This window comes from Arthrobacter sp. fls2-241-R2A-200, from assembly GCF_030209745.1.
GTDB lineage: Bacteria > Actinomycetota > Actinomycetes > Actinomycetales > Micrococcaceae > Arthrobacter.
The window spans coordinates 121,450-143,198 of sequence record NZ_JARVRJ010000011.1; the positions used below are offsets into that span (position 1 = coordinate 121,450).

At 59.6% G+C, this 21,749-nt stretch carries 21 protein-coding genes and 1 other RNA gene; 5 read left to right on the forward strand and 17 right to left on the reverse strand.

All coding sequences use genetic code 11. From position 1 onward, the window contains the following. Nucleotides 1-233: 233 nt before the first annotated feature. Nucleotides 234-1,340, forward strand: a complete 1,107-nt coding sequence (locus QRN42_RS13810) for a polysaccharide deacetylase family protein (protein ID WP_350224883.1) — start codon at nucleotides 234-236, stop codon at nucleotides 1,338-1,340. A 51-nt stretch (nucleotides 1,341-1,391) separates the two neighbouring features. Here the strand turns inward: QRN42_RS13810 and QRN42_RS13815 are convergent, their stop codons facing one another. Then, entirely contained in the window at nucleotides 1,392-2,381 is a 990-nt protein-coding gene (locus QRN42_RS13815) for a hypothetical protein (RefSeq protein WP_284979719.1), read from the reverse strand. A 98-nt stretch (nucleotides 2,382-2,479) separates the two neighbouring features. On the opposite strand from QRN42_RS13815, the gene QRN42_RS13820 reads away from it, so the two are divergent. Then, a complete protein-coding gene (locus QRN42_RS13820) occupies nucleotides 2,480-3,241 on the forward strand; it encodes a DUF6270 domain-containing protein (RefSeq protein ID WP_284979720.1) in 762 nt (253 codons plus the stop codon). A gap of 355 nt (nucleotides 3,242-3,596) precedes the next feature. Here the strand turns inward: QRN42_RS13820 and QRN42_RS13825 are convergent, their stop codons facing one another. The 14 genes from QRN42_RS13825 to QRN42_RS13890 all read right to left on the reverse strand — a co-directional run bounded on the left by QRN42_RS13825 (nucleotide 3,597) and on the right by QRN42_RS13890 (nucleotide 15,338). Next, complete coding sequence (locus QRN42_RS13825; RefSeq protein WP_284979721.1) at nucleotides 3,597-4,724, reverse strand: tyrosine-type recombinase/integrase; 1,128 nt, start codon at nucleotides 4,722-4,724, stop codon at nucleotides 3,597-3,599. A 242-nt stretch (nucleotides 4,725-4,966) separates the two neighbouring features. Beyond that, nucleotides 4,967-5,335: a transfer-messenger RNA gene (gene ssrA, locus QRN42_RS13830) on the reverse strand. A gap of 170 nt (nucleotides 5,336-5,505) precedes the next feature. Then, on the reverse strand, nucleotides 5,506-5,976 hold the full coding sequence (gene smpB, locus QRN42_RS13835) for an SsrA-binding protein SmpB (RefSeq protein ID WP_284979722.1): 471 nt from the start codon (nucleotides 5,974-5,976) through the stop codon (nucleotides 5,506-5,508). Nucleotides 5,977-6,054: 78 nt separating this feature from the next. Next, nucleotides 6,055-7,467: a M23 family metallopeptidase gene (locus QRN42_RS13840; protein WP_284979723.1), complete on the reverse strand. Its 1,413-nt coding sequence runs from the start codon at nucleotides 7,465-7,467 to the stop codon at nucleotides 6,055-6,057. A gap of 55 nt (nucleotides 7,468-7,522) precedes the next feature. Further along, nucleotides 7,523-8,437 carry a permease-like cell division protein FtsX gene (gene ftsX / locus QRN42_RS13845; protein WP_284977171.1) on the reverse strand — a complete coding sequence of 305 codons (915 nt, stop codon included), beginning with the start codon at nucleotides 8,435-8,437 and terminating at the stop codon, nucleotides 7,523-7,525. Next, nucleotides 8,434-9,198, reverse strand: coding sequence for a cell division ATP-binding protein FtsE (gene ftsE / locus QRN42_RS13850; protein ID WP_284979724.1), 765 nt, complete (start codon nucleotides 9,196-9,198; stop codon nucleotides 8,434-8,436). Before ftsE ends, ftsX begins: the two co-directional genes overlap by 4 nt. Nucleotides 9,199-9,376: 178 nt before the next feature. Further along, nucleotides 9,377-10,501: a peptide chain release factor 2 gene (prfB, locus tag QRN42_RS13855; protein WP_284979725.1), complete on the reverse strand. Its 1,125-nt coding sequence runs from the start codon at nucleotides 10,499-10,501 to the stop codon at nucleotides 9,377-9,379. A 31-nt stretch (nucleotides 10,502-10,532) separates the two neighbouring features. After that, the gene (locus tag QRN42_RS13860; protein WP_284979726.1) at nucleotides 10,533-10,943 is read right to left on the reverse strand and encodes a pilus assembly protein TadG-related protein; all 411 of its coding nucleotides are present in this window, start codon (nucleotides 10,941-10,943) and stop codon (nucleotides 10,533-10,535) included. A gap of 74 nt (nucleotides 10,944-11,017) precedes the next feature. After that, nucleotides 11,018-11,533: a hypothetical protein gene (locus tag QRN42_RS13865; protein ID WP_284979727.1), complete on the reverse strand. Its 516-nt coding sequence runs from the start codon at nucleotides 11,531-11,533 to the stop codon at nucleotides 11,018-11,020. Nucleotides 11,534-11,546: 13 nt separating this feature from the next. Further along, nucleotides 11,547-11,924 carry a TadE/TadG family type IV pilus assembly protein gene (locus QRN42_RS13870; RefSeq protein WP_410549294.1) on the reverse strand — a complete coding sequence of 126 codons (378 nt, stop codon included), beginning with the start codon at nucleotides 11,922-11,924 and terminating at the stop codon, nucleotides 11,547-11,549. 50 nt (nucleotides 11,925-11,974) lie between these two features. Continuing rightward, nucleotides 11,975-12,157, reverse strand: coding sequence for a hypothetical protein (locus tag QRN42_RS13875; protein ID WP_410549405.1), 183 nt, complete (start codon nucleotides 12,155-12,157; stop codon nucleotides 11,975-11,977). A 165-nt stretch (nucleotides 12,158-12,322) separates the two neighbouring features. Next, complete coding sequence (locus tag QRN42_RS13880) at nucleotides 12,323-13,264, reverse strand: type II secretion system F family protein (protein ID WP_284979729.1); 942 nt, start codon at nucleotides 13,262-13,264, stop codon at nucleotides 12,323-12,325. Next, nucleotides 13,261-14,115 carry a type II secretion system F family protein gene (locus QRN42_RS13885; protein ID WP_284979730.1) on the reverse strand — a complete coding sequence of 285 codons (855 nt, stop codon included), beginning with the start codon at nucleotides 14,113-14,115 and terminating at the stop codon, nucleotides 13,261-13,263. Before QRN42_RS13885 ends, QRN42_RS13880 begins: the two co-directional genes overlap by 4 nt. Then, entirely contained in the window at nucleotides 14,115-15,338 is a 1,224-nt protein-coding gene (locus QRN42_RS13890) for a TadA family conjugal transfer-associated ATPase (RefSeq protein WP_284979792.1), read from the reverse strand. The genes QRN42_RS13885 and QRN42_RS13890 overlap by 1 nt, the downstream gene beginning before the upstream one ends. Before the next feature lie 300 nt (nucleotides 15,339-15,638). On the opposite strand from QRN42_RS13890, the gene QRN42_RS13895 reads away from it, so the two are divergent. Continuing rightward, entirely contained in the window at nucleotides 15,639-18,356 is a 2,718-nt protein-coding gene (locus QRN42_RS13895; RefSeq protein ID WP_284979731.1) for a GH25 family lysozyme, read from the forward strand. A gap of 262 nt (nucleotides 18,357-18,618) precedes the next feature. Further along, a complete protein-coding gene (locus tag QRN42_RS13900) occupies nucleotides 18,619-19,965 on the forward strand; it encodes a neutral/alkaline non-lysosomal ceramidase N-terminal domain-containing protein (RefSeq protein ID WP_284977165.1) in 1,347 nt (448 codons plus the stop codon). Between the two features lie 103 nt (nucleotides 19,966-20,068). Here the strand turns inward: QRN42_RS13900 and QRN42_RS13905 are convergent, their stop codons facing one another. Next, nucleotides 20,069-20,500: a hypothetical protein gene (locus tag QRN42_RS13905; protein ID WP_284979793.1), complete on the reverse strand. Its 432-nt coding sequence runs from the start codon at nucleotides 20,498-20,500 to the stop codon at nucleotides 20,069-20,071. 188 nt (nucleotides 20,501-20,688) lie between these two features. Continuing rightward, nucleotides 20,689-21,528 carry an Rv1352/Rv1906c domain-containing protein gene (locus QRN42_RS18090; RefSeq protein ID WP_502869507.1) on the reverse strand — a complete coding sequence of 280 codons (840 nt, stop codon included), beginning with the start codon at nucleotides 21,526-21,528 and terminating at the stop codon, nucleotides 20,689-20,691. On the opposite strand from QRN42_RS18090, the gene QRN42_RS13910 reads away from it, so the two are divergent. After that, entirely contained in the window at nucleotides 21,419-21,664 is a 246-nt protein-coding gene (locus tag QRN42_RS13910) for a hypothetical protein (RefSeq protein ID WP_284979732.1), read from the forward strand. The two genes, QRN42_RS18090 and QRN42_RS13910, sit on opposite strands and share 110 nt — an antisense overlap. The last annotated feature ends 85 nt before the right edge of the window (nucleotides 21,665-21,749 follow it).

Sequence of the window (21,749 nt, forward strand, 5' to 3'; positions counted from 1 at the left end):
CAACATAATCTTGGCAAGAAAATGGCCCCACCCCCGGTCTTCGAGGGCGGGGCCTGATTTGTGGTTTCAGCGGCCTTCTTCTGCTTGCTTCGCAGCTTCCAGAGCGGCCATGAAGAATGCTTGGACATCCTCTCCAAGCGCGGCGCAAACAGATTCCAGGTCATTGATGGTCATTGGGGCGTCGTCTCGGAGCCTCTTACCCAGCGTTGCGGTTCGATCACAACATGGTCGGCATGATGACTAAAGTGCTGCCCATGCTTCAAGCACGCGGCATCCCCGCGTCCATGGCCCACTTCGTGAACCAGTTCAACCCCCAGCCCGGATACACGGGCGACACGTCCACAGGTTACGGCTGGGCTGACGTGCAAAACCTCGTACTCAATAACGGAATCGAGGCACACGGCCACTCCTGGTCCCATCAAGAAGCAGTCGGCGCACGGGCGTTGGAACACGAAACGCTCGACTCCCGCACCGAGATGGAAACCCAGATGCCCAAAGTACGGCTGAAGGGCATGATGGTTCCGGGCACGACGGGCGCGTTCTGGGGTGGTTTCACGAACAACCTCGCAGATCCGAGCGTCTGGCATAATACTGAAGCCGGGCGGCTGGTGATGTACAACTACGCCGCTGCGAACGGCGGCGGCGGTGTGATCAACCCCCTCGCATCCGGGCAGACACTCGGCTGGCAGTCGTACCTTCTGGACAACCTCACCACATCGGCGTCAGCTATCAGCGTCCTATCCCAAGCGCAGGACACCGGCACCGGGGCCGTGCTCATGCTGCACCCCAACACCGTGGACTTCGGCTCGTCCAACATCACGACAAGCGTGTTGGGTGAGATCCTGGATTACATGGTCGCTGAGCGTGACGCTGGGCGGGCAATGATCCTCACCGTGACGGGGATGCTCCACGCCGACCCGTCGCGCACTACCCGCCACAACCTCATCCGGGACCCCGCATTCATCAACGGACTTGCCCGGTACGCCGGAACAACAGGTTACACAGTCGCCGGTAACATCGCCTCCACAACAACGGGCGGTGTCCTCAGCCAAAGCATCGCGTTCGACACACACGCCTACGCTAAGGGGTCAACCCGTGAAGCTTACGCAGAGTTCCGCGCACCAGCCGGAGCCGTTGTAAGGGTCCACCTCGTAGACACCACATCGTCAGCGACCTATGAGGTAACCAAGGACGTGACCCTGCCGGCCTCAACGAACTGGGTGACCGTCAGGCAACCACTGTCCATCCCCACGACGGGAAGCACAACCCTGCGATTCGAGTTCGGGCGTGTGTCTGGTGGCGCTATTGATGTTCGCAACCCTGGCCTGCTCGCCGTCTAACCGCAACAGAAGACCCCCACCCTCCACCGGGTGGGGGTCTTTTGTCGTTTGTCAGTTAGATGCCGCGGGTACAAATCCCATCTTCGAGAACCCGTCCGCCCAGTCTTGGCTCGCCGCGACGCTGAGCGCCTGCACATGCACATCCTTCGGGGGCGCAACGTGGCCCTCGCCCCATTCGCCCATCAGGACGTAGATCTTGTTTTCCGGATGCGATGCTGCGAGGAACGGGTTCAGGTGATCTTCGACGTGGTCGAAGTCGGCGCTGTTCTGCATGTAGGCCACAGTGTTGCCCCGAGGAGTCCGGTACAGATCGACTAGGTTCGTCGTGGCGCCGTCGGGTAGCTGGCTCATGGGGTCTTCGCCGGTCACACCGTAGCAAACCTCGGCGAAGCGTTCGACGGCCGGGAGCTCATACTTGGCGATGTCGGTCTGAGGGTTAGAGACAATGGCCAGGGAGCCGGGGAAATGCGCTGAAAAGAACAGCGACGCGAAGCCTCCGCCTGATGCGCCGAAGAACACCAATCGCTGATCTCCCCACACGTCCGCGATGTGTCGAATGATGGCAAGCAGATGCTGCTGTGTGTTCATCCGGGAGTTCCCAACGAACCATCCCAGATTCAGCCTGTCAGTAAGAACTAGGCTCGGATCCGAAATGAACACCCTGTTCACGGGGACGTCCTTGGATACACCCATCCCGCCGAAAGCTGGAAGTGTCCACGTCTTATCGATGGCGCCTTGGAAGAATACGACTGTGGTGTCAGACCCGCGATTCTGTGCGATGACGTCAATCGGCAAGCCATTCTCGACGATGATCTGATAGCCGGGCGGGATGGTTTCCTTTTTCAGGAACAGGTCAACGCCCGCATATTTCGTGATGTTGTGTTTCGTTGGATCGATCACCCGTGGCCGTGACGGGCAGGGGTGATCCTGCGCGTCATTGCTGCCAGTGTAGATGAACACTTCCGCGCACAGTTCGCAGAAGCCGAAGCCCATGTCCTGCGCGTAGGCCCGCTTGTCCTCAAGGTTTTCAATTTGCCCCATCAGAAAAAGATACCCGAATCTCCATACGCTAGACGAAACGTGACTTGCGTCCGGAACGCATCGTGACTATGGACGCCTTCGGGCTTTGTTAGGCTTGGGTGATTTCTTCACTGTCACTTCTTGGGGGTTCTGTTTTGCCGGGTATTTTCATCTATGGCAGCTGCGTCTCGCGCGACACCAAGCCGTTCCTTGGCGAGGACTGGACCATTGTCGAGTACGTGGCCAGGCAGAGCATGATCAGTGCCGCTTCACCCCGCGGCGTTCTCAGGGGCGAGAGCGCGCTGAAGTCGAAGTTCCAGAATGAATGCGTCCGAAATGACATCCGATCCTCGCTGCTCACCCTGATCGAGGAAGCGGGATCGAAGGCGGATGTGTTCGTCCTTGACCTCGTAGACGAGCGCCTTGGGGTTTATGAGCTGGCGCCGGGCACGTACATCACCCAGACATGGGAACTCGAAGAGAGCAAGCTCTTACAGCAGCAGGAAACCCAGCCTCGGCTCATCAAGTTCGGCACGGACGAGCACTTCGAACTCTGGAAGAAGGCGTCTGACATCGTCCTGAAAAGGATCGCGGACACACGGAAGCCACTGCTTGTGCTTGCCCCCGAATGGGCCGAGACGGCCGACAGCGGACAGACTGGGCTTCAATACCGCGGCATGTCCTCCGGATATTGGAACCGGACATACCAGCGATACCTGGACTCGCTGCGTGAGCGCGGAGTGAACGTCTTCACCGTGGGCCAGGACGTCGCCGTGGCTGCCGCGAAGCACCAATGGGGCCTCGCCCCCTTCCACCACGTGCCCGCCGTCTACGAAAAGATGCGAGACGCCATCAAGGCCGCCGCCGCAAAAGTTAGCTAGCATTGAGTATGGCCACGATCCACAAAACCGAACAGTCAAGTCCTCTGACGTTCAGGAACGCACCGCGGGAGTCCCGCGGTGGCGAGCCTTACATCGTGCCTGATGCCGCCGACAGGCTCATCGACGCCATGATTGATTGTTGGGGTGGTCCCATGTGACACTGGCCCGTACACCACGTATATTCTCCCGAAGTGGTATCGCGCCTCATCGCCGGCGAGAGCGTCAAAGGCTGGGGTTGGAGCGACTGGCAGCTCCATCAACCGTGACCGCATAAAATGCCTTCGCAGAAGACGCAAGAGAAGGCCCCGTACCTGATCTGAACAGGTCCTGGGCCTTCTTCGCCAACGAGTCTACCTCAGCCGAGCGCGTCTGCGGCCGCGGCGTCTGATGCCTTGGACAGCCTCGCGTAGACGCGGAGTGTGGTCTGTGGGTCTTCGTGCCCTAGTCGAGCCTGTACGACGTGCACGGGGACGTTGGCGTCCAGCAGGTGCGTTGTGTGGGCGTGCCGAATCTCGTGAATCCATGGCTTTCGGTCGAGACTTCCGTCGGCTAACAGTTCGACCATGAGCGGCTGCCACACTTCTTTGTGGAAGCGTGAGTTGCGGATGTACTGGCCATCGGGTTGCTGGAACACGAATTCATCCATGCCCAGCGGCTTCATATGCTCAACTAGGTCTTCGGATAGGGCTGCATTGCAGGTGACCGTACGCCTGGCCTTTTTGGTCTTCGGCGGCCCGATCTCTTCGCCTTTGCCCACTGACTTCCACGCGCGCTCAACGCGTACGGCTGCACGGCCTTGGCGGATGCTGATGTCCCTTTTCCGGAGCGCGGTGGCTTCGGAGTAGCGGAGACCAGTACCGGCGAGGAACCGGATGAACAGTGAGTAGTGCGGGTTGATGCGCTCAGCCAGCATCACAAGATCTTCAGGAGAGAGGTATACAGCTTCCCGTGCTTCGTTGAGGTCGGCTTCGGCTACACCCTTGGCGGGGTTACGCTGCATCAGCTCGAGGTCCATGGCAGTGACGAATGCGGCGGACAGCAGCGCGTGGACGTTCTGCTTGGACTTCCGTGATAGCGGCTCCCCTACTTTCTGGTTAGCGCCTTTCAGGACCTTCAGCTGGTCGAGCCAGTCGATGACAGCGGCCTTAGTGACCTTGTCCACGGGCGTCTTCCCGAGGTCGCTTGGGTCGATGTGGCCGGCTGCCATGCGCCGGTACTTAGCGATGGTGCCAGGCTGCGGCTTCCGGAGCATGTCAAGGTGCCGCTGCACCACCTCGGACACCAGTGGCGCTGTAGAGTCCTTGCGAACCTTCGCCTTCGCGGCCAGCTTGAAGCTGTTCCCGTTGGCGTCAAGGAAGTCTTTGAGCTCCTGCGCTTTGTCTTTGTCATCGAAGGTGCGCGACTTTAGGCCTTGCTCAGGGTCCCGCCAGTTGACGGTGTACGACGTTCCCTTCTTGAGCTCGCGGGTACGGATGCTAGCCACAGGACGAATATTCTGCTGAGTCCGAGTCCTGCCATCCATCAGCAGGGTAAGCAGGGTAGCCGCTGGGTAGCTCTCGATCCTCTGGCGCCGCCCACTCCCCCGCTCGTTCCCTCTGTTCCGTTCTGTCCTCGTGCTGAGCCAACTCGCTCCCCTGTCTATGCCGTTTCTCGCCAACAAATTTGGGGTTCTAGCCAACAGGCAAAAAGAAAACCCCTAGATCACAAGGATCTAGGGGCTAACTATAGTGGAGATGGGGGGAATTGAACCCCCGTCCGATGTCGTGTTGTCAGGGCTTCTCCGGGCGCAGTTTGCGTCGGATTTTCTCGGCCCCAGCTATCCTGCAAACAGGTAGCTGATCCGGGCCCAGTCATCTAAGAGTCCCGTTTACCTCGGTGACGAAGGCAAACAGCAGTGGCTATCTAAATGACGCCAGGAACCGGGGCGATAGCAACCCCGGGCTGACGGACTGTCTTACTGCTTAGGCAGCGAGAGCGAAGTCAGTGCGCTTAGATTCGGCACTTATTGGTTTGCAGACAGCGTTTACGAGATAATTCTGCATCCTCGGCCCGCTTCACCTGTCGCGACTAACATCGTCGAAACCGATCATCCCCGTATTTTGTTATCAAACCCGATGGCTACCTACCCAATCATGCGGTCGATGGCCACCGGACTATTAATCATAACGCATGGGGACGGGCATGCATTCCCCAACCCACCTGGGCGATCCACGACGTCGGACGCGTGCCTGCCGGCCGCCATCCGGCGCAGTGGCTGGTCGCCTTTAGCGGCGGTTCCGCTCGCGCAACTCGCGCAAGGATTCGCGTTTGTCCTGTTGTTCCCGCAGCGTTTGGCGCTTGTCGTAATCCTTCTTACCGCGGGCAATCGCGATTTCCACTTTGGCCCTGCCGTCAAGGAAATACAACTGGAGCGGTACCACGGTGAAGCCCGACTCGCGGATTTTCTGCGAGATCTTGTCGAGTTCGTCCCGGTGCAGCAAGAGCTTACGACGACGGCGGGCGGCGTGGTTAGTCCAACTGCCTTGGTGATACTCAGGTATATGGATCCCCTCCATCCACAACTCGTCGTTGTAAAAGGTGCAGAACCCATCAACCATCGAGGCGTGACCCTCGCGCAGCGACTTGACCTCGGTACCCATCAAAGCAATGCCCGCCTCATAGGTATCCAATACGAGATAGTTATGCCGGGCCTTGCGATTGGTGGCCACTATCTTACGGCCACTTTCCTTAGGCACGGTAGAACTCCTCATTAGATGCGAATGTTGGATACGGATTCGAACTAGTCTACGTCAATCCCGGAGCCGCTTCCCGCCCTAGAGGAGGGTCATCGGGTCTACAGCGACGCCGTTGAGCCACGTCTCGAAGTGAGCATGGCAGCCGGTCGAGTTGCCTGTGCTTCCGGAGTACGCGATGAGTTGGCCTTGGGCAACCTGCTGTCCGTTGGCCACCACGATGCTGCTGTTGTGGTAATAGATGGTTGTCAGCGAATTGCCCTGGTTGACGCCGTGGGACAACTTAACCCTCCACCCGCCGCCGTCGGCAGAATTCCAACCCGAGTTGAAAACCGTGCCGGCCGCTGCGGCGTAGACAGGCGTTCCACATGCCACGCCGAAGTCAATACCCGTGTGCAGGTAGCCACCCGTCCCATAGAAATCGATGGTGCCCGGAGGCGTAGCCCGCCATCCAAACCCGGACGTGATGGGAACCTGGCCGGCGAACGGATGAATCAGCCCAAACGCCGACGGCGACCCCGCCGGAGGTGCGACGTACGGGGCTTGCGGAGGCGCCGGTCTCCCCTGCGCAGCCGCTGCGGCCTGGGCTGCGGCAGCAGCTTGTTCCGCGAGGCGGCGCTGCTCGGCTTCCCATGCTTCCCGCAGCTTTCGGTCGCGGTCTTGAATCTCGGCAGCAACGGAATCCTGTGCAGCCTTCACCTTCGCGAGGTTGGCTTCAACCCCGGGCTTGGCAGCCTGGAGCTGCCCGTTCAGGCGGGTCGTGTCATCGATGAGCTTATCGACGTCGGCCTTCTTGCTGGCGGCATCGTCCCGAGCGGCCTTTTCCCGCTCAAGGGCAGCGTCCGCCTTGGCCTTAAGGTCCTGAATTTCCTGCTCCACGGCAGCGAGCCGGGCCTGCGAATTGACGTTGGTCGCGTTTTGCTGCGTCAATTTGGTCATCGCAGCGTTTTGGCTGCGCATTGCTTGGTCTGCCAAATCCATTGACTCGGTCAGGCTTCCGGTTTCATTGGACCCGAACAACAAAGCCACATTTGTCGGAACGCCGCCTGATTTATAGGCCTGCGAAGCGATCTGGCCAATCAGCTTTTTGGTGTCCGTGATCTTCTGCTTGTCGCTCTCCAACTGGCTGGTGATCGTTGCCTTGCTCTGCTGGGCCAACTCAACCCTGGCGGCCAAAGCATCGACGTCCTTTACGGCGCTGGCAACCTTGCCCTGCGCTTCGAGGAGGGCCTGTTGCGCGCCGGGAAGGCGTCCCTGGTAAATCACCAAATCACCGGCGGCTTTCGCAATACCGGAGTCGACAAACTCGAGGGACGCCTGCACGCGGTCGGACTCAGCTTGAAGTGCCGCCTGTTGGTCGTCAAGGTTATCGGCTCGCGCGTCCGGTGCGCCCGTAAGGAGACTGATGGCGAGACCGAGAGCCACGACACCGACCATCCGGGCTGGCCCCAGGGCAGCGCGTCGACGCGCCAGTGCCGGTTCCATTGTGGTCATCAGGAGTCCTTTTCGCATATCGGCATCTTTACGTGCACAATCCAAGCGTTCGCATCTAAACCTTCAAGTAACGCCTGAGGGTCAGTAAGGATGATATCCCGGCCAAGCCGCCACCCAGTGCAATCAGCACAGGCGCGATCACCAAGACCTGGGTCGAAGAAATGAACGGAGTATTGAGGAACTGTTTGGACAGGTCTCCGTTGAGCCAGAAATGGGCCATCAGCCATAGCGTGACCGAGGCAAGCAAAGCACCGACGACGGCGGCAATGACGCCTTCGAGGATAAACGGCAGTTGAATGACCATCTTGGAGGCTCCAACCAGGCGCATAATGCCGGTTTCGCGCCGTCGACTGAAGGCCGAAAGCCTAATGGTGGTCGTAATCAGCAGCACCGCGCAGAAAATCATCACCGCAGCAACGCCCACAGCAGCCACCGAGGCGCCGTTCATCCACGAGAAGATCCGCTCCAGCACTTGCCGCTGGTCGCTGACCGTCTCGACCCCGGGCTGGCTTGAGAATGTTTCACTGATGATCTGGTACTTCTGGGGGTCCTTCATGTTGATGCGGAACGACGCCGGCAACTGGTCCTGGGACACGGAATCCACAATCGGAGAGTTGGAGAACTGCTCCTTGAAGTGCGTGTACGCCTCAGCCTGGGATTCGAACTGGTAGTCGTTGATGTACTGCTTGACCGCAGGCGAGTCCAGCAAGGCCCGAATGTTGGCCTGCTGTTCCTTTGTCACCGGGCCCGAGGCGCAACCAGCCGCCGTCGAACCGTCATTGCACAAGAAGACCGCCACCTGGACTTTGTCGTACCAATAGCCCTTCATCTGGTTGATCTGCATTTGCAGCATTCCGGCGGCGCCTACGAACGTCAAAGAAATGAAGGTCACCAGGACCACCGAAATCACCATCGACAGATTGCGCCGAAGGCCGCTGCCGATTTCGCCGAGGATAAACAAGAACCTCACAGCTGGACCCCTTGCGCGCGGTTAAGTTCCTCGCCACTGGCATCCTTCAACCGCCGAGACTCCCCCACTACCGGGATCATGGACGTGTAGAGAGCCTTGGCTTCATCGCGGATGACCTTGCCATTTTTGAGCTCCACCACACGGCGTCGCATTTCGTTGACGATGTCATCATCGTGTGTTGCCATGACCACAGTCGTCCCGTTCTGGTTGATCTTGTCCAAGACCCCCATGATGCCCATCGACGTAATGGGATCGAGGTTTCCGGTTGGTTCATCAGCAAGAAGAATGCCCGGCCGATTGACGACGGCGCGCGCGATCGCCACGCGCTGCTGCTCACCACCGGAGAGTTCGTGCGGCATACGGCGTTCCTTGCCCTCCAGGCCCACGGTCTTCAACACTTCAGGGACTGTCTCGCGGATGATCGACCGGCTTTTGCCGATGACCTGCATCGCGAAGGCGACATTTGCGAACACATTCTTCTGCGGCAGCAGCCTGAAGTCCTGGAAGACGACGCCGATTCCGCGGCGAAGTTTCGGGACACGCCAGCTCGAGATGTTGGCGACGTTCTGGCCCGCGACGTACACGGAGCCGGACGAGGCTTTATCCTCTTTCAGGATCAGGCGGAGGAAGGTCGACTTGCCTGAGCCCGATGCACCCACCAGGAAGGTGAATTCGCCGCGGTTGATCTCAAGGCTGACGGAGTCGAGTGCCGGACGGGCATTCTGCTCGTAGACCTTGGTGACATTCTCAAATCTGATCATGGCCCTTAGGAACCCCGCCGGACATGACATGAGTGCCCAGTCCAACAGCCGGAGCGCGGGCTTTCGTTGGGGGAAGTGAGGGCACCGGCTTCTCGACTATACGCACGGGTGATCCGGGTTTTGGGTGCTTTCGGCAGCGTGTCGCGTAATCGGGTCCGTACGCAACGCCGCCGGCGAGTCAGTCTTGGTTGGCTGCAGCGTTGCGGTTGCCGGTGCGCCAGCGGATGCCCGCATCGATGAAATCGTCGATGTCACCGTCCAGCACGGCTGACGTGTTCCCCACTTCGTGCTCCGTCCGCAGGTCCTTGACCATTTGGTACGGGTTGAGCACGTAGGAACGCATTTGGTCGCCCCAAGATGCCTTGACGTCGCCAGCCAAGGCTTTCTTTTCTGCGTCCTGTTGCTCTTTCTTGACGAGCAGCAATCGGGACTGAAGCACACGCATGGCCGCCGCCCTGTTTTGCAGTTGGGATTTTTCGTTCTGCATCGACACCACAATGCCGGTGGGAATGTGCGTCAAACGTACGGCGGAGTCGGTGGTGTTCACCGACTGGCCACCTGGTCCCGAGGAACGGAAGACGTCCACCCGAATTTCGTTATCGGGGATCTCGATCGAGTCCGTTTGTTCGATCAGGGGGATGACCTCCACAGCCGCGAACGAGGTCTGGCGCCGTCCTTGGTTGTCAAAAGGACTGATCCGAACCAGCCTGTGCGTCCCTGCTTCCACACTTAGCGTTCCGAAAGCGTAGGGCGCTTTGACTTCGAAAGTAGCCGATTTCAGGCCCGCTTCTTCGGCGTAGGAGGTATCCATAACAGTGGTCGGATAACCATGGCGCTCGGCCCACCGCAGGTACATGCGCATCAACATCTCGGCGAAATCGGCAGCATCGACTCCACCGGCTCCAGCACGGATAGTAACTACCGCTTCTCGTTCGTCATATTCACCCGAGAGCAGCGTCACAACTTCAAGCTCGGCCAGCGCTTTTCGAATCGACGTGAGTTCTTTCGCGGCTTCGGCCATTGACGCCTCGTCGCCTTCATCCTCGCCCAACTCCACGAGTACCTCAAGGTCATCGATCCGCGCAGCAAGCTTGGAAAGCCGCTCTACTTCTGATTGCCGATGGGACAAACGTGAAGTAACTATTTGAGCGGAAGCAGGGTCATCCCAGAGATCCGGAGCGCCTGCCTGCTCGCTTAGTTCGGCAATCTCCGCCTTCAAAGCATCAACATCCGTGACGTTCTCGATGGACATGTAAGTGCCGCGAAGCGCGCGGATTTCTGCGGGAAAATCTATTTCAGCCATGGTTGTTCCAGCGTACGCTATTGGCCGGTCGCTACTGTGTCAGCCGGGATCGAGCTGTCGACTTTGCCTCTACGACAACGCCATCGGGGACGAGGAAACTCACTACCGGCGGGTGGGCGACAGCCGTGAGCACCACAACGGCCGTCCCGCCGGGCTCACTGCCGGTGCCCGGGCCGATTTTCAGCTGGTCATGAGCTGCGAACGCATCGACGGATGCGAGGTACGAATTCGCAGAGCTGGCCACGCGCTCGTCCACCAGCGTCGTTGCGGGAGCACTTTCACCACTTATGTCCCCCACGATGAAAGAGTCAGCAGCGGCGAGGGCCGCGCCATCGGCCAAGGACAGGAGCCTCTTTTGCTCAAGGTAGACCGCTGAGGCTGCCATCACCACGGTCGCCAGTAGCAGCGACAGCAGGACAAAACCAACAATCAGCACCGTCACTTGGCCTCGTTCGCCGGCTCGCACCACACCCGGTCCATCACTCCGCCGACAGGAGACTGGCGTCAACAATCCAGTCATCGGAACCGTCCCACCACTTGAGTAGCGGACGCACTCACCCGGGCTGCGTTCAGTTGAAGCCCATCCCCGAACGGCACCATCGGCAGCGGAACGGCGAGGCGCACGCTGACAGTCACTTTCGTTCCGGGCACGGCGCAGTCGTTTCCGTCGCAGCTGATGTCCACGCGTGCCTGGTCAGCCTCGAAACCATAGTCTTCCAGCGCAACGAGTACGGCCTGCTCGGCCGCAGTCCGTCCCCTGCCCGAATCATCTTGAAGGACAAGGACTTTAGCCGCTTGATCGGCGGCACCCACGACGGCGAAGGCGCCGCCTTGGATTTGGGCGACGGACACCACAAAATAGACCACCGGAACCATGAGCAGTAATGCCAAAAACGTAAATTCGACGACGGCGCTGCCGCCCTCCGGGTTATCGGCGTCCGTTGTTAAAGCCGCCTTCGATGACGTGCCGCTGGGCAGGCACGCCGCCTCGCCGAGTCGTCTGCTCAGGTGGCTCCCGAGCCTCCGCAACACGCGACTCAGCTCCCTAAACCAAAAGCGCGGCATGCCCCTTCACCTCCAGCGTCCCGCTTGGGCCAAGCAAGCCAATGACAGGGAGGGGTGCCCGCACAGTGACCTCGATGGTGCGTACACCCCCCACCGTCACCTCGCTGGACTCGATGTCCTGGGCATAGTCCGGATTCAATGCAGCGGCAATGAGAGTCCCCGCCCTGGCACTGGCATCAGCGGATGTTCGATCAGCCAAAGCGCCATACCTGGCGCCGGACGCAGCAGCATCGATGAGGGTATTCCGGACGTGAAGAATCAGTGTTAGCTGAACAATGGACACAAAAAACATGGTCAATAACGCGCCCACCAAAACGAAGTCAACGACTGCTGATCCTTGCTCGTCGATGTCTTTCACGGCAGAGTCACAATGGCGCTACATATGAAGATCCGGGCCGCCCCCATGGCCTACTTGCCCACCTTCGCCATTGCTTGGTTGAACAAGTCCGCCAAGGCGGGCGATGCAATCGCCAGAAGACCTGCAACCAATATCGCCGACATCAAGGTGATCATGACCCAGCCGGGCACGTCACCACGCTCCCTCCTTTCTTCGGTAGGGAGCGCCCGGAGTACCGCTAACCGGATTACCACTAAGAGGTTAAGGCCCAGACACGACTGCTGCAGCAGAGCGGGCAGGCGACCCCCGAGGCGAGCGATTGTTTTCATTTTTCCCCCAATGTTTCGCTTACTTGAATTACATACACTTCGTATTTCACGAGCTTTTATGGCTGTAGCCGTGGTCCGGCGTGCGACGGTCTAGAAGGACATCTCCAGCGCTGCAATAGCGGGAAAGGCCGCGAAGACGACAGTCAGCGGGAGAACCCCAAAAACCAACGGCACCATCATCGCGATTTCCTTCCGTCCCGCAGACTCCATAAGCTCGCGCTTGGCAGCATCCCGGACATCAGAAGCCTGGGCCCGAAGGACATCCGCGAGTGGAGTCCCCCGTTCCACGGCGACCACGAGACCGTCAACAAACCGGACGAGCGGCGGCAACTCGGTCCTTCCGGAAAACGCACCGAGAGCCTCCGTCAACGGTCTGCCCGACCTTGTGTCCGCGAGAACTGTGGCAAACTCTGCCGCCAGCTCTCCCCGTGAGGTTCGACATACCCTGTCCATGGCTCCCATCGCGCTTTCGCCAGCAGCCACCGCGAGCGCCATCAGTTCGGCAAGGCTGGGAAACTCCGAGAGCATCCGGGATTCACGGCGCTTTATCCGTTGGCTCAAGAGGAAATCCCGAAGCAGAAAGCCACACAGTGTAGCGCCCACCACCGAGACGAGTGCAAAGGGAATGTTGAACCGGCCCGACGCGGCGCCCAGCGACACTGCAATGAGGGACAGCAGAAAACCCCCGGCCCCCCACAACAGTTGTTCAGCCCGAAAGTCCGTGGTCGACGTTGATGAGCCAGCACGAGAGAGACGCTTTGCCAGCAAGGCCGCGCCCAGGTTGTATCGCGACAAATGGGATACAGCGTCACCGATGATCGGACGCACGATCTGTTCCAGAGGCCCAAACGGTGTCAAGTTATGGACCGGGGAACGCAAGAGGCGTGATTCCAAGTTATGTGATCTGAGCTGGGGAGCGATCCGATCGGCGAAGGTGGTTCCTCGCATGAAAGGCAAGCGGGCCAGCACTAGCCAAAAACCAGCTCCAAGCACCAGGCCGCAAAGAACGGCTGCAACCATCAAAGTATTCATCGGAGCACCCGCTCATCCTCGGGCAGGGCACCGATCCGGAGCATCACGGTGTAACAGAGAACGGACACTACTAGGCCGCCTAGAAGCACTACGGCTCCGAGCCCCGAGTTGTACGCAAGCATCGCTTCGGGACGACCGGCCATGACCACCACGACAATCCACGGCGCCGCTACGGCAAGACGGGCCGCATTGACCGTCCACGATTGTCGCGCCTCAAGTTCGCTTCGCGTTCTCGCGCTCTCCCGTAGGAATTCAGCGAGGGTACCCAACATCTTGCCGAGGTCCGAACCACCAACTTCACGTGTCATGCGGAGTGCCTCGATGATGCGATCCGCTACCGGATCCGCCAACCGGGCTTTGAGCTTGTTCAAGGCGGCTTCGAAGTGACCGCCGGACCTATAGTCGGCACCAAACTCCAGAAATAATTCGCGCAGTTCCTCAGGTCCGTTGTGCCCTAGTTGAATCAACGCCTCCGGCAAGGCCAGTCCAGCCCGTATGGCAGAGCGCAAGTGGTCCACCACGTCGGGCCATAGCTGACGCAATGTAGCCCGCCGTTTCCTCGCCCGCCAGCGAACAGCTCCGAAGGGCAGCCAGGAGCCGAAAAGCCCGAAGCATGCGGCAACTGGCACCGAATGTGTCAGAAGGAGAAAGACAAGGGCTGTAACTACTCCGAAGCATGCACAGGAGAGCACGAGTCCCGCGGCGGACACCCTCTCGATTCCTGCAGCCTGCAGCACAAGTTCCAGGCGGCCGACTTTAGGTTCTTTCGGTTGTTTGGGCGGCTCGTCCCAGGCAGACCACCATACGAGGAATCCACCAACGCCCAGCAGCAGACCGAGAAACGGCGCCATCAGTTGAGCTCCAGGAGCGCCGAAACATCAAATCCTGCCCGCGCAAACTTTTCGGCCGCAGGCATGGAGTTTGCCCGTGGTTGCAACCGGCCATCCATCAGCCCGAAAACGCCGGACGATTCAATGATCCCGTTCTCAACCCTTCTACCCAAGGACAGCACTTCCGTGACTTGCCGCTTGCCGTTGGGATGGCGGCCACAGTGGACCACGAGGTCAATACACGACGCCACGGTGGGCACCACAAAGGCGCTTGATATATTCGCCCCCGCCAAGAGAGGAAGGGTGCATATCTTCGTTACGGCATCGTGCGCAGAGTTGGCGTGTACGGTGCACATACCAGGAAGGCCTGAGTTCAAAGCAATCAGCATGTCCAAGCTTTCGGCCTCACGGACTTCCCCCACCACAAGGCGATCCGGTCGCATTCGAAGTGCTTCCTTCACCAAACGGCGCAAGGGGATTTCCCCGCCCCCTTCAAGATTTGGCTGACGGCACTGGAGTCCCACGACATCACGTAGTGGAAGCTGCAGTTCAAAGATTTCCTCTACGGTGACAACACGTTCACGCGAACCAATGCTCGCGGCGAGACAGTTCAGCAACGTGGTCTTTCCGGCTTGCGTCGCTCCAGAGACGAGGATATTGAGTCCGCTGGCGACGGCCGCTCCCAAGAACCTGGCCGCTTGGGGCGTCAGGCTGCCGAGGTCCACCAGATGCTCCAACCGGCTAGCTCGCGCGACAAACTTTCGGATATTGACGGCCCAGTGTTTCCGGGTGATATCAGGGATGACCACGTGCAATCTGGAACCGTCGGGCAATGCAGCATCGACGAATGGGGAGGATAGGTCCAGCCTGCGGCCGGAACTTTTCAACATCTTTTCGACCAAGTCCCGAACCTGTTGGTCGCTCAGTACTATGCCCGTGAGCTCCGATTCTCCGTTTCGAGCCACATAAACTTCCTGGGGTGTATTAATCCACACTTCTTCTATCGAGGGATCATCCAGAAGTGGTTGAAGGGGTCCGAATCCGGCAATGGCGTCAAAGATGTGGCGGCGGGCAGTGTCGAGATGGCCCAGCGGAGGAAGCGGCGCCAGAAGGGCCCGTTCATCGTAATCGCTGATAGCAGCATCAACGAGGCTCCGCACGTCCACGGATTGCTCCAACGGATCCAATCCGCGCCGCCTGATCAGCTCGCGGACTTCTCCTTCCACGATCTTTACAGCGTCCACGGTTCCCCCAAAGAGTGGTTTCCAGCTCATAGCGGGAGGAACCTCCCGCTGGATTTACGCTAGGCGAGCCTGAGTGGGGAACAAAGTCCTTCGAAGACGTATGTGGATAACCGCCTTGGAGCAGTGCGTACCACGTGTTGCTTCTGCATCTCGCTTCCCACTAGTCACTCCAGTCACAGAATGTTAGGGTAAAGGCCGTTAGGAGCTGGCCTTTGGTCCCATGCGCAGGCGCCCGCCCCGGAGCTTGTCCGCAAGCCACACCATGTGCCGCTGACCCGCGGCACAGGGCCGGATGTGAAGATGACAAGTAAGAGTCCAACTGAACGTACCCGCCTGAGGTCCTTGGCTCGGGCAGGAATCGCGGTTTCCATCGCCCTTATTTCGGGGAGCTTTGTTGGTATGCCTGCCATGGCAGTACCTTCGGCCCCCCAACATAGCCTTGCAGTGGCGCCGTCAGCGCCGCTCCCGACGCCCGGGCAGGGACCCAGGCCTGCGGCCAAGACCAAACCGCAAACCAACGAGTTGCCCAACCAGCAGCACGAGCTGGCCCCCGCCGTCGCGCCGACCCCCGCGGCAGCGGCAGCCGGCCCCGCGCCCGATGCCTCGATTCAAGGTTCCGGCACCGCACCCATGCCGGGAAATGCCCCCGATGCGGAGACGAAGAAAGCCGCAATGCGGTCATCGATTCCCGCTGGCGGCGCCGAAATGGGACAGCGCTCCTCGCGGGTCCTCGCCACTAAGCAGGACGGCACTGCGGCGCCCGCGAGTGGCCGGGCGGTTGGCGGAGCGGTTAACGCCACCGTTCCGATGACGGCGGACACCTCGCATTGGCGGCCAAGCGTGGGGGTGGAGGGTCAGGATGTCAGCGCGCACCAAGGCAACGTGGACTGGCAGGGCCAGTGGAGCCAAGGGGTGCGTTGGGCTTACGTAAAAGCCTCAGAAGGCAACTACTACGTCAACGAGAACTACACCCAGCAGTACAACGGTTCCCGCGATGCCGGCATGATCCGGGGCGCCTACCATTTCGCCATCCCGAACTGGTCATCCGGTGCAGACCAGGCTCGTTACTTCGTGGCAAATGGCGGAGGATGGACAGCCGACGGCTACACATTGCCTCCCGTTCTGGACATTGAGTACAACCCGTACGCCGGACGGACCATCAACGGCTTTTACTTCGGCAACACGTGCTACGACATGTCCCAGGCGCAACTTGGCCAGTGGGCAGCAGATTTCGGAAATACCGTCAAAGCACTCACTGGGCGCTTCCCGGTCATTTACAGCACCACAGACTGGTGGAACACCTGCGTCGGCAACTCCACCTTTGGGAGCTATCCCCTCTGGATCGCTTCCTATTGGAACAACCCGACGAACTCCCCCGGATCCTTGCCTACCAGCTGGAACGGCTACACGATGTGGCAGTACAGCAGCACGGGACCCTTTGAGGGGGATTCCAATATCTTCAACGGCAGCTACGACCAACTGAGGACGTATGCCCGCGGAGTCGGCTATCCCTCCAATCCGTCCATCAAGTCCGAGGCCGACATCCTCGTTACTAACGCCTCCGGACGATTGGACAACTTTCCTGCCGACGGCCAAGGCAATATCACCGGGCCGGTAACAATCGGTTCCGGTTGGGCAGGTGCCAAATCCATCTACGTCGTGGACTGGAACCAGGACGGCGTCCAAGACATCCTGTCGCAATGGCCGGACGGATCCCTCAAGGTCTTCCCAGGCGCACCCGGTGGCGGTTTCTATGCTCCCATTCAGGTCGGGAAGGGCTGGCAGGAGATGTCGCTGACCGTGGGGTGGTGGAACTCCGGCGACGGATATCCAGGAGTCCTGGGCCAGGACGCCTTCGGCGATATCTACCGATACCCAAACGCAGGGGGCGGTGTGCTGGGGGCAGGAGTCAAGATCGGTTCAGGTTTCACCGGCCACCAGATCAACCAGATTGACTTTGATGGAGACGGCAGTCAGGACCTCGTCACTCGAACGACGGACGGCACGCTCCGGCTCTACCGGTCGGACGGTTTGGGCAACTTCCTCAACGAGCCTGCTCGCGTCATCGGATCCGGGTGGGACGGCATGACCGCCGTCAGTTCCTCAACCAACTTCAGCGGCGCCGCATCCCAAGGGCTTGTGGCGCGGGCGGCCAATGGCGACCTGGACTACTACCCCGCCGTTTCCGGATCATGGGGTAGCCAGAGTCTGATCGGATTGGGATGGAACGATGTCACCCTGATCAGTGGGGCGCCGGTCGACGTCGAGTCAACACTCGGCGTCGGCGCGCCGGACGTCCTGGCCATCAGGCCCGATGCGAACCTTTACCGTTACCCCGGTTCCGGTTCCACCAGCCTCCTACCCCAAGAGTTGGTCGGCACCGGTTGGGCTGGCCTCAAAGCAGGATTCGTGACCGACTGGAACGGCGACGGCACCCTCGATGTGGTGGCCCAATGGTCTGACGGCCGCTTGAGCGTCTACCCGGGCAGGAACGGCCGAGGCTTCGGAGCTCCGATCAGCTTGGGTACAAACTGGGCCGGATGGACACTGACGGTCGGGACCTGGAAGACAACGGACGGCCACCCCGGGATAGTCGGGTACGACTCCACCGGCCGTTTGTTCTACTTCAATAACCTCAGCGGTGGAACAGTCAGCGCTGGTATCGCCATCGGTGTCGGCTGGACAGGTTTGGACATAGTCCAGATGGACTTCGACAAGGATTCGAAGCCTGACCTTCTCGCCAAGACCAGAACAGGTGACCTGAAGCTCTACCGCTCGAACGGTGCGGGTAATTTCATCCCGGAAACGCCCGAGGTGGTTGGAACGGGGTGGAACATCATTTCAAGCTTCGGAGCCATCCGTGACTTCTCGAACCCTGGTTCGACTGGCTTGGTAGCCCGGACCACCACCGGTGAGCTGCGCTACTACCCGGTTGGGCAGAACAAGGCGTGGGGTACACCGATGCCGATCGGCACCGGATGGAACGGCTTGAAAATACTGGCACCAGCGGCGAAGTAACTACTGTGGCGCTCGGCGCCGCTTTCATCGATCGAAGGCTTGTTCCCCTGGACTTCCCGGGAGGGCAGGCCTTCGGTCTTTTCGCAGCAGATTTCCGAACACCGTGACTATTTTTTTCGCGGGTTACCGGCCCTAAATGGCCGCCCCACATGGTCTAATGAAGTTGGTCTCACGTATTGGCTGTTCAGTGCATCCGGGAATCGGACTTTGTTTAGGGGTAAGCGAAGGTCATCCACTGCACGCAATCAAGGAGTGATCTTTTATGGCGTTTAGAGTTGGAACCGCAAGCGCTGACATAACGCCGTCGCTAAGCACCAATCCCTATATGGCCGGATATGGAACCACCGACGGCGGCCGCGTGGCAACCAGCAGTTCACCGTATGAGCCGCTTTACGCCCGCGCAATCCTCATATGGGAAGACACCAGCCCGCAAATCATCATCAGCGTTGATGTCTTGGCAATACCGAGGGCCATGCACCAGCGGATCCGGAGCCGCATTGTTGACCTGGCGGATTGGGCGAGCAGCGATATCATCCTCCAAGCAACCCACACGCACAACGGGCCCGCGCTGATTGACACCCTGCAGCCATACATGGCTTACGGTATTTCGGATCTCGGTCTTATCCGCTCCTACAGTGCAGACCTCGAAGACACCATCGTCAATCTTGCGCAGGATGCGCTCAATGCCAACGAAGTGGCGGTGACTTTCGACTACAAGGTGTCCAGCCAGAACATCGCCGCCAACAGAGCCGGCCTTCCGTACACGGAGACCGCGGTTCCGATTCTCGTTGCCAGAGGCACCAACGGAAAGCCTGTAGCTGTGATCTTCAGCTACGGCTGCCACCCGATCAGCGCCGGGCTGCGCACTTTGTTCGACGGCGACTTCGCGGCTGGGGCCTGCAACTATATCGAGAACAACAACCCAAATTGCTTTGCCATGTTCCTCCAAGGACCGGCCGGAGACCAAGATCCCGGCGGCGTCCGCAGCTGGGCGCTCCGTGACCAACACGCCGATGCGTTAGGTGCAACCGTCAGTACAAACATGCAGACCGCAGGACGAGCACTCACGGGCCCTATCAGCACACAGTACAAGGAAGTCCAGCTGCCTTTGGACATTACGGCCACGCCGGCCAACCTCGCCGCAGTGCGCGCGGACTACGTAGCGCGACTGCCTAATCCGGACGGCCAGCCGCAGTGGTACCAGCGCCACGCCCAGGTCATGATCGCTCGGATCGACAGCAACAGCTACAGCACATCCGTGCCGTCCCCGTTCCAAGTCTGGAAATTCAATGGGAGCCCGCAACTGAAAATTGCCCTGGTCGGCGGGGAGCTGGTCAGTGGCTATGGTGCCTACTTCCGCAACCAGAACGGTGGGAGCAACGGAATCATTATCGGCGGTTACGCCAACGAGTCCTGCTGTTACATACCCAGCAATGAATTCTTTCCTCCGAACATGCCTCTCGGAAGCTACGAAGGCGGTTGGGAGCCCGATTACCCTGGAATTGCCGGTGGCGCCATGACTGTTTATGGCCATTTAGGTCACTTCAAAGCCGGCGCAAATGGAGTGGAAACAACGCTTATCAATGCAATGAACGCCATGCTCGCTTAATCCGGTGGCAGCAGAAAGGGTGCGGACCAATGCGGTCCGCACCCTTTTATGCTATTACCAACTTTTTGGTAGCACGGCTGATATTGATTGCCCACTCGCGTCCCTAGATCGCGGTCTTGAGCCACCTCGTAAAGACAGCCGCCTGCGGTGCCATAGGAGCGAGGGTGAGGGCACCCTTGACCACGGGAATCCCGTACGATGCAAGGGCGGCCGGGAGATTCCTTGGGTCGGTCCTCGTACATGCCTTGACGATCTGCAGGCACAGGGCGGCGTCCTGTCCTCGGCTGGCCCCCGCGGCAATGGCGGCATTGACCGCAGCGGCCTCCTCCGGAGTGAGCACGAGTGGACCGCTGCCAACGTAGGCAACCTGGCAGTCTGTCGCCTGCAGGTACCGTGGCGCCGCCCAGAGTTCCTCCAAGCTCGAAAACTTGCCAATGAGGCTGCCGTCCCTGCCCGTGCAGGTGAACTGGTATCTGGTCGAAGGCTCCGGGCGCTCCTTCGGGATTTCGCCGTCGCCAGACGCGGCGGGCGCCATATCCACGGCGGATGGTTGGGAAGTACTAATTTTGGCTCCTGAGCAAACGGCCAAGGCAATTGATGCCACGCCGAGCTGAAGAACACTGCGCCTGCGCAAGTCCACCGAGGAATCCCCACTTCATTCGGATGCTCCCCAGCTCCGCATGCTTTGGTTATTCGCCCCAAGCCGTTTCCGGCTGCGTCTGGTTACATCTTCCCCCAAATTCCGCATTTGTCACTAGTAAACTTGTGGCCGGTGGTCAAATCCACCGTATCGCCTGCCGCTGGCAGCCCTCCTTTGAAGACAAGAACCCCTCCTGCATCTGAGATTGACCACGAACACTGACTGGCTGAAGGTGCCGGCCGGACCAACTGGTAGGACCCCGCTTGGATGGTGTCACCGACGATGTAGCTTCCGTCCCCCACTCTGCTCCGATTCGCCCACCCAGCGATAATCTTTCCCTGCGGAGCGTCCGGGCAGAAGGACGCCGCACCTTGCAACATGCCCTGACTCGCATCCTTGAATCCACCCGGACCTGTCTCATCGCTGATCCTGGTACAAAGCCGAAGAACACCGAGCATCACAGCAAGGCCATTGTCTTCGCCCGCACCTTGGGGTGCAGCCAATGAGATCGAATCCGACTCCCGTGGCGTCGGCTGAAACGGTTTGGTGCCTTGATAGGCGACATCGCACGACGCCATTCTGGTGTAGTTCGGCGCTGCCCACACCTCTGCGAGGCTCGACAACTGCACTTCAGGTGAATTGTCCAAGCTGGTGCAGTCATACGCGTAGCGGCCAGGTTCATCACCGTCTCCGGTCTGCTCTCCACTCTGAGCGGGATCGCTGCTCTCAACAGCGGACGACGGCGGCTGGCTGGGTTCAGTTGTTACGCTGGGGGCACCCGACGGAGTTCCTGCCACATGAGACGGTGTGGCAATGACGCTCGACGGCGGATTGCTCTTCCCGTCGGACGGCTGGGCCGTGGAGGGGGTGCAGGCAACCAAAGAAAATGCGATCGCCACAAACAGTGGAAAAAATCTGCGCATTTGGTACCTCCACTCCAATCGTGCAAGCGGCGGGTTCTCCGGTCAAGGCTCCTTGGCCGAGTGTGGAAAACCTGGATCTTCATGGAGCGATAAAAAGATTGCTAGTGACAAATTCCAGATTTGGTGGAAGATGTAGGTAGACGCAGCCGGAGACGGCTTGGGGCGAATAACCAATGCATGCGGAGCTGGGGAGCATCCGAATGAAGTGGGGATTCCTCGGT

What these genes read in the sequence shown, in the direction of transcription:
- QRN42_RS13810 (WP_350224883.1), top strand. Translation starts at nt 234, where the DNA reads ATGATGACTAAAGTGCTGCCCATGCTTCAAGCACGCGGCATCCCCGCG.
- QRN42_RS13815 (WP_284979719.1), bottom strand. Translation starts at nt 2,381, where the DNA reads ATGGGGCAAATTGAAAACCTTGAGGACAAGCGGGCCTACGCGCAGGAC.
- QRN42_RS13840 (WP_284979723.1), bottom strand. Translation starts at nt 7,467, where the DNA reads ATGACCACAATGGAACCGGCACTGGCGCGTCGACGCGCTGCCCTGGGG.
- ftsE (WP_284979724.1), bottom strand. Translation starts at nt 9,198, where the DNA reads ATGATCAGATTTGAGAATGTCACCAAGGTCTACGAGCAGAATGCCCGT.
- prfB (WP_284979725.1), bottom strand. Translation starts at nt 10,501, where the DNA reads ATGGCTGAAATAGATTTTCCCGCAGAAATCCGCGCGCTTCGCGGCACT.
- QRN42_RS13880 (WP_284979729.1), bottom strand. Translation starts at nt 13,264, where the DNA reads ATGAATACTTTGATGGTTGCAGCCGTTCTTTGCGGCCTGGTGCTTGGA.
- QRN42_RS13885 (WP_284979730.1), bottom strand. Translation starts at nt 14,115, where the DNA reads ATGGCGCCGTTTCTCGGTCTGCTGCTGGGCGTTGGTGGATTCCTCGTA.
- QRN42_RS13895 (WP_284979731.1), top strand. Translation starts at nt 15,639, where the DNA reads ATGACAAGTAAGAGTCCAACTGAACGTACCCGCCTGAGGTCCTTGGCT.
- QRN42_RS13900 (WP_284977165.1), top strand. Translation starts at nt 18,619, where the DNA reads ATGGCGTTTAGAGTTGGAACCGCAAGCGCTGACATAACGCCGTCGCTA.
- QRN42_RS13905 (WP_284979793.1), bottom strand. Translation starts at nt 20,500, where the DNA reads ATGGCGCCCGCCGCGTCTGGCGACGGCGAAATCCCGAAGGAGCGCCCG.
- QRN42_RS13910 (WP_284979732.1), top strand. Translation starts at nt 21,419, where the DNA reads ATGACGCTCGACGGCGGATTGCTCTTCCCGTCGGACGGCTGGGCCGTG.
- QRN42_RS18090 (WP_502869507.1), bottom strand. Translation starts at nt 21,528, where the DNA reads ATGCGCAGATTTTTTCCACTGTTTGTGGCGATCGCATTTTCTTTGGTT.